The 11662-nt window shown below is 60.7% G+C and carries 11 protein-coding genes and 1 tRNA gene; 5 read left to right on the top strand and 7 right to left on the bottom strand.

The features are described from left to right. Positions 1-488 precede the first annotated feature (488 nt). Positions 489-1586, bottom strand: coding sequence for an AAA family ATPase (locus GGQ68_RS19455; RefSeq protein WP_183968955.1), 1098 nt, complete (start codon positions 1584-1586; stop codon positions 489-491). A 314-nt stretch (positions 1587-1900) separates the two neighbouring features. Next, positions 1901-4192, bottom strand: coding sequence for an adenosylcobalamin-dependent ribonucleoside-diphosphate reductase (locus GGQ68_RS19450; protein WP_183968953.1), 2292 nt, complete (start codon positions 4190-4192; stop codon positions 1901-1903). Between the two features lie 191 nt (positions 4193-4383). Between GGQ68_RS19450 and GGQ68_RS19445 the strand changes: the two genes are divergently transcribed. After that, on the top strand, positions 4384-4794 hold the full coding sequence (locus GGQ68_RS19445) for a DUF1489 family protein (protein WP_183968961.1): 411 nt from the start codon (positions 4384-4386) through the stop codon (positions 4792-4794). 569 nt (positions 4795-5363) lie between these two features. On the opposite strand, the gene GGQ68_RS19440 is transcribed toward GGQ68_RS19445, so the two are convergent. From GGQ68_RS19440 to pdxH, 4 genes are all read right to left on the bottom strand, one after another. Continuing rightward, a tRNA-Pro gene (locus tag GGQ68_RS19440) sits at positions 5364-5440 on the bottom strand. A 62-nt stretch (positions 5441-5502) separates the two neighbouring features. Continuing rightward, positions 5503-6003, bottom strand: coding sequence for a DUF192 domain-containing protein (locus GGQ68_RS19435; protein WP_183968951.1), 501 nt, complete (start codon positions 6001-6003; stop codon positions 5503-5505). After that, the gene (locus GGQ68_RS19430) at positions 5979-6506 is read right to left on the bottom strand and encodes a cold shock domain-containing protein (protein ID WP_183968949.1); all 528 of its coding nucleotides are present in this window, start codon (positions 6504-6506) and stop codon (positions 5979-5981) included. Before GGQ68_RS19430 ends, GGQ68_RS19435 begins: the two co-directional genes overlap by 25 nt. A 171-nt stretch (positions 6507-6677) precedes the next feature. After that, on the bottom strand, positions 6678-7283 hold the full coding sequence (gene pdxH / locus GGQ68_RS19425; protein WP_183968947.1) for a pyridoxamine 5'-phosphate oxidase: 606 nt from the start codon (positions 7281-7283) through the stop codon (positions 6678-6680). A 138-nt stretch (positions 7284-7421) separates the two neighbouring features. Here pdxH and fabI point away from each other — a divergent pair, with 138 nt between their 5' ends. Both fabI and gpt read left to right on the top strand, forming a co-directional pair. After that, complete coding sequence (fabI, locus tag GGQ68_RS19420; protein ID WP_183968945.1) at positions 7422-8228, top strand: enoyl-ACP reductase FabI; 807 nt, start codon at positions 7422-7424, stop codon at positions 8226-8228. A gap of 259 nt (positions 8229-8487) precedes the next feature. Further along, positions 8488-8994, top strand: coding sequence for a xanthine phosphoribosyltransferase (gene gpt / locus GGQ68_RS19415; RefSeq protein ID WP_183968943.1), 507 nt, complete (start codon positions 8488-8490; stop codon positions 8992-8994). Between the two features lie 59 nt (positions 8995-9053). On the opposite strand, the gene GGQ68_RS19410 is transcribed toward gpt, so the two are convergent. Beyond that, complete coding sequence (locus GGQ68_RS19410; protein ID WP_183968941.1) at positions 9054-9920, bottom strand: SDR family oxidoreductase; 867 nt, start codon at positions 9918-9920, stop codon at positions 9054-9056. Positions 9921-10051: 131 nt separating this feature from the next. Between GGQ68_RS19410 and GGQ68_RS19405 the strand changes: the two genes are divergently transcribed. Both GGQ68_RS19405 and GGQ68_RS19400 read left to right on the top strand, forming a co-directional pair. Continuing rightward, positions 10052-10405: a winged helix-turn-helix transcriptional regulator gene (locus GGQ68_RS19405; protein WP_183968960.1), complete on the top strand. Its 354-nt coding sequence runs from the start codon at positions 10052-10054 to the stop codon at positions 10403-10405. 54 nt (positions 10406-10459) lie between these two features. After that, on the top strand, positions 10460-11659 hold the full coding sequence (locus GGQ68_RS19400; RefSeq protein WP_183968939.1) for an aminotransferase: 1200 nt from the start codon (positions 10460-10462) through the stop codon (positions 11657-11659). Positions 11660-11662 lie beyond the last annotated feature (3 nt).

Genomic DNA, 11662 nt, shown 5'->3' with positions numbered 1-11662 from the left:
TCTCGGCCCTCGGCAGGGCCGAGATCGAAGCCGTAACTTGAACTCAGGTGGGAAAGGGAAAACTCATCCCCGAACCTTATTTGCGCAACAACGCCTGACGGAACTATAAAGGACACGCTTCGTGAGGATTTGGGGGTAACACATTAGGCATGCCATTTCCGAAAAGCTGGTGAAGGTCCACATTGATCAGGACCGTCTTGTAAAAGGCCGCCCAAGGTAGAGCGACCTATTTAATCTCACTTAATGCATAGTGCTGTTATGTGCCGGAGCATCTACGAAGTAGTGGTCAAGACGACGGGTACCGGGTTCTGCTTCACTTCGCACAGTGGTCGTTGATTAAGCACGCAGCGCAAGTCGGCTCTCCGCCCTTCGTGTCGGCGCCTGGCGTAAAGTTGCGCCTTGCACAAATGCCGCTTGGGCTGACACCGGCCAGCGCAAGCGGCAGCTATAGTCCAAGCCGACCTAAGGCGCGCGCTTGCATCCACTGCTCAATGCGACGGCGGGCTGCATGCCATGGCCTCTGCTCTGGTCAGCATGCGGAACACATGGCGTAGATTTAGCTCATGTGCTTCAGCAACCTGGTCAATCACATCGCAGATCGCGCCCAGGGCAGCATCAGACAGCCCCCGTCGTGCGCCCTCGCGCTCCGCGAAGGAGATGAGATCTCCCTTGCCGGGGCCGACAAGGCGCAGGATGTCCAAGCGGCTCAGGAATGGGGCCGGAAGCATCCTCAGGCTGTTCGAGGTCAGGACCCAGCTGATCCAGGACATGTCGAAGCCCACCTGGTAATAGGGGCACTTCCATGCCACGGCAGACGAGCGCTCCAGCAGCGGCAGCAGCCCCTCGGTCAAGCCATATGTCCGCCCATTCGTCGAGGTGGGTGTTCCGGCCTTCTCGATTTCGTCGATTACCACGATCGGGTTGGCGCAGAGGCTCTGCACGATGGTTTGCAGAGGCCGGCCCGGAAAGGCTGAGCTCCAGCCACGTTGCGAGCCGTTGACGACGAAGGAGGCCTGCTCCGCGGTCCCTTCGATCCCACAGCGCGGGACACCTAGATGGCGGCCTAGTTCGCGTGACCAAACGCTCTTGCCGATCCCCGGCGGGCCGTCGAGCAGCACGGGCGGCAGACGGAACCCGGGCTCACCCGCCCGCACCGAGCGGCGCATCGCCTTCCACAGGAAGTCAGTGGCGGATGCCATCCAGGGCAGCTCGGCATGAATGGCGGCCGCGATCTCATCGGCGCGGTGTTCGCTGGCGATGCCGACCAGATCAGTCCCGCCGCGGAACGCCTCAAGCGCGCGCCGGTCATCCGCGCTGAGATGGCTGAGACCGGAAGCCTTGGCACGCGCGCCCATTACCCGGCGCGCACGGCGCAGCACCTTGTTGCGGTCCTTTTCCGAGAGCCGAACGGCGGTGAGTTCCTCGTTCCAGCGCAACTCATCTTCGAAGTCTCCCGGAACCTTTGGGGACACCCCGTCTCGAAGGGCACGGAGCTTGCGCAGGTGCCACTCGAAGCGGCGCTTGAGCGCGAACTCGTTCTCATCGAGATCGGCGAAGCGGGCATTGATGAACTTGATCTTCGTCATAAAGGTCCTTTCTGGCGCATCGCGCCATGCCCTCGGGCAGAGGTTCTGCATGAGGGGGATGTTGGAAAGAACCCGGCCGGATTGGCCCTGAGGGATGCCGAACGCACGGCTGGTCGTCAACGGCACCCACCAGGGCAGAGCGCTCCGACAGCGCATGAAAGACGGCAAATCCGACAGGTGACTAAGTCATTGATATAAAAAGAAACCACCGACTGCAGCGCAGCCGATGGTCATTAATCCTGTGCCGGAATGGACAAATTACCCCGGAAATGGACAAGATTTAGTGGGTCCTACACTTCTGACCCTAACTCACATCACCCGCATTTCGAATGCCCGCACGACGAACATGTCATGCAACCTTCCACCATCATCATGGAGAACTGCCCGCATGACGGACAAGCTTTCCCGCGAGGCGCGTCCAGACCGACAACCTTGGCGGTGGGGTCGGCTTTCAACCCAAGGCCTTGGCCCTCAACAAAGCCAGTGGCCACAAGGTGTTGCTCGATCACGCCGCCAATGGCCGCCAAGATCGAAGGAATGTACTTCCCTTTAACCCAGGCGCCACCGCGCGGGTCGAACACGGCTTTCAGCTCTTCGACCACAAAGGACACGTCTCCACCACGACGGAACACAGCCGAGATCATCCGGGTCAGCGCCAGCGTCCAGGCGTAATGTTCCATGTTCTTGGAATTGATGAAAACCTCGAATGGGCGTCGATGGCCACCGACAACAATATCGTTGATCGTCAGATAGATGGCGTGCTCGCTGTCGGGCCACTTCAGCTTGTAGGTGTTGCCTTCGAGGTGCTCTGGACGGTCCAAAGGCTCCGCCATGTAGATCACGTCACCATGCGGCTGCTGCGGCTCGGCGTCGTCGTTGGCCACCACGGCGGGCGCGTCCTTTTTCTCTTCGGACACCGAGAGCACAGACCCTGTCACATCGTTGGGACGATAAGTGGTGCACCCCTTGCAGCCGGTCTCATAGGCTTCAAGGTACACTTCCTTGAAGGCCTCGAAGGAGATGTCTTCCGGGCAGTTGATGGTTTTGGAAATGGACGAGTCCACCCATTTTTGCGCCGCAGCCTGCATGCGCACATGGTCCAGCGGCGCCAGCGTCTGGGCGTTCACGAAATACTCGGGCAGTTCCGCGTCGGCGCCGAACTTTTCGCGGTACATCTGGACCGCGTAATCGACAACTTCCTCTTCGGTGCGGGTGCCGTCCTTTTGCAGGACCTTGCGCGTGTAGGCGTAGGCAAACACAGGCTCGATCCCGGAAGACACGTTGCCCGCGTAAAGCGAGATCGTCCCCGTCGGTGCGATCGACGTCACCAAAGCGTTGCGAATGCCATGGGCACGTACGGCCTCGCGCACGTCGTCATCCATTTGCATCATGTTGCCGGAGGCAAGGTATTTCTCAGCATCAAAGAGCGGGAAAGCCCCCTTCTCTTTCGCAAGTTCCACAGATGCCAGATAAGACGCACGCGCGATCTGCTTCAGCCAGCCTTCGGCCACGGCGGCGGCCTCTTCCGTGCCGTATTTCTGGCCGCACATCAGCAATGCGTCGGCCAGACCGGTGACGCCCAGGCCGATACGACGCTTGTTCTGCGCTTCCAGTTCCTGCGCAGGCAGCGGGAATTTCGACACATCGACCACATTGTCCATCATCCTGATGGCACAGGCCACGAGGTCGTCGAGCGCCTCCTGATCCAGATCTGCATCCGACCCGAATGGGTTCTTCACCAACCGCGCGAGGTTCACAGAGCCCAACAGACACGCGCCATAAGGCGGCAGCGGTTGCTCACCACAGGGGTTGGTGGCCGCGATGGTCTCGCAATAGTTGAGGTTGTTGGCCTTGTTGATGCGGTCGATAAAGATCACGCCCGGCTCGGCATAATCGTAGGTCGCCTTCATGATCGTGTTCCACAGGTCGCGCGCCTGCACGGTCTTGTAGACCACACCGTCAAAGACCAGCTCCCAGGACCCGTCCGCCTTCACCGCTTCCATGAAGTCGTCTGTCACCAACACCGACAGGTTGAACATCCGCAGGCGGGCCGAGTCGGACTTTGCCGCGATGAAATGCTCCACGTCAGGGTGGTCGCAGCGCATGGTCGCCATCATCGCGCCCCGGCGCGACCCTGCGGACATGATCGTGCGGCACATCGCGTCCCAGACATCCATGAAAGACAGCGGGCCAGAGGCATCCGCGGCCACACCGGCCACGGGCGCTCCCTTTGGCCGGATGGTCGAGAAATCATAGCCGATCCCCCCACCCTGCTGCATGGTCAGCGCGGCCTCTCGCAGCATGTCGAAGATGCCGCCCATGCTGTCCGGCACGGTGCCCATGACGAAACAGTTGAACAGCGTCACGGTGCGGTCGGTGCCTGCCCCTGCAGTGATGCGGCCCGCGGGCAGATATTTGAAATCTTCCAGCGCCGCGTAAAAGCGCTTTTCCCAGACCTCGGGATCGGATTCTGCCTGCGCCAGCGCGCGCGCGATCCGACGCCAGGTGTCCTCGACCGTGGTATCCAGAGGGGTGCCATCCGCCTCCTTCAGGCGGTATTTCATGTCCCAAATCTGTTCAGCAATTGGCGCGGCAAAACGGGTCATGGCAGGCGATTCCTCTATGTCGGTAAAAAGCAGTGAGCAGGCGGTTTGGGTAGCCGGGTTCAGGTCGCTTTTGAACCCCTAAAAAACTGTATTCTGAACTTACCTGCCGCTAGGACTTGAAGTTATGAACCCTGCACATACCATATACAGCCTCAAAGAGGAAATCAGAATTGGCCGAAACAACCCACTTGATGAAGCTTTCCGCAGGCACAGAAAGCGTCGATAGCTTGATGGAATGGCAAAAAGGCTTTGCCAAACGGTTCACCGACGGGCTGCCCCGCCACCGCACCCGCATGTGGCCGAAAAAAGAGGCAGACATCGTTGCCGCTGGGTCAATCTACTGGGTGATCAAAGGGCTGATACAATGCCGCCAGCGCGTGCTCCGCATGGAAGAGCATATCGCCGATGACGGCATCCGCCATTGCCTGCTGGTGCTTGACCCCGAGATCGTGCGCACCACGACCTCGCCGCGCCGCCCGTTCCAAGGCTGGCGCTACCTCTCCCCCGACGATGCCCCTCGGGATCTGCCCAAAGGCCGCGCCGCAGAGGAGCCCCTGCCCCCGGAACTGGCGGGCGCCCTGGCAGAGATCGGCGTGATTTAATTGCAAATAGGGCGACCTCGCACATCGCCTTTTTCAATTCCCTGATCTGACAGATCAAAACCCGGTGGTGCCAACCGCCTTTGTCTCAAACAGCTTTTGTCACGCCACGCGGCGCGCAGACCTGTTCGGCGAGGGCCCGCACCTCCGCCCAAACCCGGCACGGCAGCGCCACCAGCGTCACATTTAGACGCCGCGAATCCCGCATAATCGTTGCGGATCACGCTGGCCCCATTGACCTGCGCCGTCTAACTGCCTTCCTTCGAAGGAGCCGTGTGCGCGTACCTCCGGATACGCCGCGCTAGATGCCCAACCACATCCAGCTCGAATCCAGCCGATGACCGTGAATCCCAGAAAAGGTCGAGCGCGGGCTGTGTTTGGAATGGCGCTGACCAGTCAAAACCGATGAAAACCAGTTCCTCCTGTCGCAGCGACAAGCCGGCAGTAGACCTTACAGGCTATACTGGTGTCTACGTCACGCAGCGCCCCAAGGCACTTTGTTGGCAAACAACCTTTACCGACCGACAACAACAGAATGTGGCCGAAAGGTATTGCTCAAAAAGTTGGTAAAGTGGTCGGGGCGGCGAGATTCGAACTCACGACCTTCTGTACCCAAAACAGACGCGCTACCAAGCTGCGCCACGCCCCGACTGGCCGCTCACATAGCGACCTCTGCCGCGGATGAAAAGCGAAAAATGAAGGTCTCTCCCGCTATTCGCACGCCCAGGCCGCGCCGTCGATCGCCGGGTGCCGCAACTGTGTGCCCGGACCGATCCCAAGCATGGGCGCAAGCCCGCCGTTGATCTCGAAAACGTATTTGATCTGGCCCTTTCCGGGAATCGACGTCAGATCACCCGGCACTGCATTCACATGCACGTTCTGAACAACCCCCGCCGCATCGGCAAAGATCATGTCGAGCGGAATCAAAGTGTTCTTCATCCAGAATGCCACCTGACGCGGGCGTTCGAAAACGAACAGCATCCCGTAGCTTGCTGGCATCTTTTCTACAAACATCAACCCGCGGTTGCGTTCCGGCCCGGTATCGGCCACGTCGATTGTGAATCTGGCCTCGCCAAAATCGCCCCGCATATGCAGGACATCATCGCGGCATTCAGACGCCGCAGAGGCAGCACCGCTGGTCACAACCATGACCAGCGCCGCCGCCACAAAACTGTTTAAATTGGTCTTTAACGCGTCAATGCGGCTTCCCATGCGTTCACTTCCATTGCCATGCGTCCGCGACGACCGTCGACCACCCGGATCGCCAAGGCTTCGCCCGGTTGCAGATCCGCCAGCCCCGATCGACGCAGAACCTCGATATGAATGAAAACATCATCGGACTTTCCGAAGACGTTTGCAAAGCCAAAGCCTTTGGCCTTGTCGAACCATTTCACCCGTGCCGGTTCAAGCTCTGCCTGCTCCATGACCTCTGGATCGAGATGTTCGAAATCCGCGAGCGGCGCACCTTCAGGCGCCTCGGGCGGTTCGATGCTGATGACCTGGACCGCCTGCACGCCGCGATCCGTGCGCTGCACCTCGATCTCGACACGCGCGCCATCCGCCACGGAGCTCTGTCCGAAATTGCGCAGCACATTGGCATGCAAGAGGATATCCGGCCCACCCTCGTCAGCCAGCACAAAGCCAAAGCCTTTTACAGGGTCGAACCACTTTACCTTTCCGGCGATCACTCGCCCGTCTTCTGTCTCTTGTTCCACGGTGTTCCCAACGAAAATCACATATCCCCGATATGTTTTTGGAACAAAGCGAGGAGGGGAAGCAAGGCATCCCCTGACCGAATTTGTGTCAATAGCGTTCACAATCGCTACACTTCATGCCGCTTTTGCACTTCACGTAACGTGAATTAATCATATGATACCAATGGTTTACTATGGGTTTAGACGGGTGACCAACCAGTCGGTATTTTTTTCTTCCCGTTCCCAACGAAAACGGTCGTGTAAGCGAAATGCACCGTCGGCCCAGAATTCTATCTCATACGGACGTATACGAAACCCTCCCCAAAAGGGCGGCCTTTTGGGATTAGGCCCATGAGTCGCGGTGACCCTTGCAACCTCTGCCATCAGGTGCCCACGGCTCTCCAGGGGTTTGCTTTGCTCCGAGGCCCAGGCCCCCAGACGGCTTTTGAGCGACCGGGAGGCATAGTAGGCGTCCGCGTTCGGCCCCTCCTCACGGGTCACAGTGCCGCGAACCCGGATTTGTCGCCGTAAGCTCTTCCAATGCATGACAAAAGCCGCCTTCCCCGCCTGCTCGATTTCCCGCGCCTTCACCGATCCGTAATTGGTGTAAAACACAAAGGCATCGTCCTCGATCTCCTTGAGCAGCACCATCCGCGCGTTGGGCATTCCATCGGCATCCACCGTCGACAGGGCGATGGCGTTCGGATCGTTGATCTCAGTTTTCTCGGCCTCCGCCAGCCATGCGCGCGCCAACGCAAAGGGGTCATCGCCTGCAAAAATTCCGTCTCTCTCGGTCATATCGCTGTCTTTCCCATCATGTGGCGGGGGCCACACCACCACCGCCCAGTATATTGTTTCACCGCTTTGCGCCCTTGTTCGCCCGAAAGCGATACCGTAGACGAGCCTTTGACGGACGATTTGGTTGAAGGGGCGGACATGTCAAACGGTTTGATGGCAGGCAAGCGTGGTCTCATCATGGGGCTGGCGAACGACAAGTCGATCGCCTGGGGAATTGCCAAGGCACTCAGCGACGCTGGCGCGGAGCTGGCATTCTCTTATCAGGGCGAGGCATTGAAGAAGCGCGTCGAACCCTTGGCCGAGAAGCTGGGCTCGAGCATTGTGCTGCCCTGCGACGTGGGCGACGAAGGCTCCATCGACATGCTTTTCGACAGCCTGTCCCAGGATTGGGAAGACCTCGACTTTATCGTCCATGCCATCGGCTTTTCCGACAAGAACGAGCTTCGGGGCCGCTATGTGGACACCACGCGCGGCAACTTTCAGCTGACCATGGACATCTCTGTCTACAGCTTCACCGCCGTGATGCAGCGCGCCGAAAAGATGATGAAGCCGGGCAGCTCCGCCGTGACGCTGACCTACTACGGCGCAGAGCGCATCATGCCACATTACAACGTGATGGGCGTGGCCAAGGCCGCGCTGGAGGCCTCCGTGCGGTATCTGGCCGAAGATCTGGGCAAGGACGGGATTCGCGTCAACGCGATTTCTGCCGGACCGATCAAAACGCTGGCCGCCTCCGGCATCGGCGATTTCCGCTACATCATGAAGTGGAACGAATACAACTCGCCGTTGCGCCGCAATGTGACCATCGACGATGTGGGCGGCTCTGCCCTGTATCTGCTGTCGAACCTGTCCAACGGTGTCACCGGAGAGACGCACCACGTCGACAGCGGCTATCATATCGTCGGCATGAAGGCAGTGGATGCGCCCGACATCTCGAAGGGCTGATACGCCTGCCTCTGACAACGTATGAAACGAAAGCCGTAGCCGATGAGGCTGCGGCTTTCTTGTATGAGAGCTGTATTGCTTCAAACAGCGCCGTTGATTTTCCCGCCAACGCCCTGAACTCCCCTCGGAATGAACGTCGCAGGCCCACGTAGGGCGCTTCTGACGCTGCGCCTGACAGCACTGCTTTCCGTTTCAAGCCTTGCCCTTCGGGCGCTCACTGGCCTAAGACCCCCTCCAAGCTGCTATCAAGGATATCGCCATGGACAACCGTCTTCCGCATGAAAAAGGCTTTCACGTCAGTTGGGACCAGCTGCACCGCGACGCGCGGGCGCTGGCCTGGCGTTTGCAGGGGCACGGGCCCGATGACGGCGCATGGCGCGCGGTCGTGGCCATCACGCGCGGCGGCATGGCCCCTGCGATGATCGTGGCGCGTGAGCTGGACATTCGCATGGTGGATACGATCTCCGTCAAGTCCTACAATCACCAGACCCAGGCCGAACCGAAAGTGATAAAGTCCCCTGACATGGATGTGATCGGTGACGGCACCGGCGTTCTGGTGGTCGATGACCTCGTGGATACGGGCCGCACGCTCGAAGTGGTGCGCAAACACATGCCAAAGGCGCATGTCGCAACGGTCTATGCCAAGCCGCAGGGCAAACCGCAGGTGCAGACCTTTGTGACCGAGGTCAGCCAGGACACATGGATCTTTTTCCCGTGGGACATGGCGCTGCAATACGTCAAACCCTATCACGGCGCGGATGACTGATCGATCAAGCTGATCAGACTTTTCGGGGCGAGACCTTTGCAGGTCTCGCCCTTTTGCGTTCAGGCCAAAGCCGCTTTGAGCGTGTCCCGCCAAGGCGTTGTGGGACGGCCAATCAGCTTGGACAGGGTTTTGTCGTCGCTGAACAGCCCGCCTTGAGATGCGCCATTGTCACTGTCCGCCAGCATCTCCGCCAAACCATCGGGCAGGCCCGCCTGCTTCAATGCGCCCGCATAATCAGACTGCGACAGGTTCACATAGGGAACCTCCTTGCCAGTGATCGCAGAGATCTGCGCCGCGAAGTCGTCCAGCGTGTAGCTGTCATCGCCCGCAAGCTCAAAGACCGTCCCGCTGGCAGGCAGTTCACCGGTCAGAACCGCTGCCGCCGCCTCCGCGAAATCGACCCGTGCCGCGCTGGCAATGCGCCCCTCGCCCGCCGCCCCGTACAAAGCGCCCAACTGGACGGCCGTCGGCGCGCCCATGGCGTAGTTCTCCGTGTACCAACCGTTGCGCAACACGGCGTAGGCCAAGCCGGAGGCCGCGAGCGCGTCCTCGGTCTCCACGTGTTCGCCGGGGAGAATCGTCAAAGGCGACGCCTTCGCCTCCAGGATCGAGGTATAAGCGACAAAGCCCACGCCAGCCGCCCGGGCCGCGTCTATGACCTTTTGATGCTGCGTCGCGCGGCTGCCCACCTCGGAGGATGAGATCAGCAACAGCCGCTCCACGCCGTCAAACGCTGCCTTCAGCGCCTCTGGCGCGTCGTAGCTGGCGAGACGCACGGTCACACCTTTGGCCTCCAGCGGCGCGGCGGCCTCGGGGCGGCGGACCAATGCGCCAATGCTTTCGGGTGCCTCGGTTTTCAGCAGCGCGTCGATGACCAATGCGCCCAACTGGCCAGAGGCCCCGGTGACAAGATACTTCAGTGACATGATGTTTCCTTTCATGACCGTCCCGAATCGGGATATGGTCTCGTATGTAGACCGCCAAGCCAAAGCCGTGAAGGAGGCATCATTTCGTGACCAAGGCACCTTTAGGTAACCTTCTCTTTGCCGATGCGCCGATGGGGGCGCCGCCGGCACCGGGCCTGTGTCCGATCCGCGATGTGCTCAGCCTCGTGGGTCAGAAATGGACCCTTCTCATCCTGATCGCGCTGGAGGCAGAGCCGCGCCGTTTTTCAGCGCTGCAACGGGCCGTTGGCGATATCTCCAAGCGGATGCTGACGCAAACGCTGCGGGATCTGGAACGCGACGGCATGATCTCGCGCGAGGTGTTTCCGACAAAGCCGCCCGCCGTGGAATATGCGCTGACCGATCTGGGACGCTCCGCCCTTGCCCCCATCGCCGGGCTGAAGGACTGGGCCAACCGTCATCATGGGGCGATCAAGGCCGCGCGCACCGCATTCGATGGCGTGTGACTTGCGCGCGCTGTCGCCGCTGATAGCCTCCGCACACAACGTGAGAGGCCAGCCATGACGACGCGCACCGACGCCACTTTCTTTCCGCCGATCCCCGAGGCGCAGCGCTGGCTGAAGGGCGTGACGTTTCCCGAAGACCGTCCCCTGCTCAACCTCGCGCAAGCTGCCCCCGCCGATCCGCCGCCTGCGCCGATGCTGGCGGCCATGTCGGACATGCTGGGTGAGGCCGACAGCCATCTGTACGGTCCGGTTCTGGGTCGTCCAGATCTGCGCGTAGCACTCGCGGCGGATTGGTCCGCGCATTACGGCGCAACGCTCGGGCCGGAAAATGTCGCCATTACAGCCGGTTGCAATCAGGCCTTCGCCGCCACGCTGTCTGCTTTGACCGGCGAAGGAGACGAGGTCCTCCTGCCCGTGCCATGGTACTTCAACCACAAAATGTGGCTGGACATGAGCGGGGTGCGCACCGTCCCCCTGCCCTGCACCGATGCGCTGATCCCAGATGTGGACGCCGCCCGCGCGCGGATCACCCCGCGCACCCGCGCCATCGTTCTCGTATCGCCGAACAACCCCACTGGCGTCGAATACCCGGCGGACACCCTGCGCGCGCTCCACGACCTGTGCCGCGAGACGGGCGTCAAGCTGATCATCGACGAGACCTACCGCGATTTCGATTCCCGCACGGGCGCGCCGCACGACCTGCTCAGGCTCCCGGACTGGGACAAAACGCTGATACAGCTCTACAGTTTTTCCAAGGCCTACCGGCTGACCGGACACCGCGTCGGCGCAATCATCGCCGCGCCTGACCTGCTGCATCAGATCGAGAAGTTTCAGGACACCGTCGCGATCTGCGCCCCCTCCCTCGGGCAAAAGGCGGCGCTCTGGGGCCTGACCCACCTCGGCGACTGGAAAGCAGACCAACGCCAGGAAATCCTTCAACGTCGCGCGGCTCTGGCAGAGGCATTCGCCCCGCTGGAGCACAAGGGATGGAGGATGCGCGGCCTCGGCGCCTACTTTGCCTATCTCGAACACCCTTTTGCCATGGGCGCGGCTGACCTCGCTCCGCTGATGGTGCAAAAGGTTCAGGCCCTCATCCTGCCCGCCACCATGTTCACGCCCGCCGGCGATGCCTCCGGTGACCGCTGCCTGCGCGTGGCGTTTGCCAATGCCGATGCGGCGCGGCTGCGGACCTTTGTTTCACGTCTCGAACAGCTTGACCTGCCGCCCCTTGCACCGCCCGCGACCCCGGCTTAGACA

This window comes from Sagittula marina, assembly GCF_014196795.1.
GTDB lineage: Bacteria > Pseudomonadota > Alphaproteobacteria > Rhodobacterales > Rhodobacteraceae > Sagittula > Sagittula marina.
The sequence above is the reverse complement of the archived record's forward strand: the minus strand, read 5'-3'. Positions and strand labels throughout refer to the sequence as shown.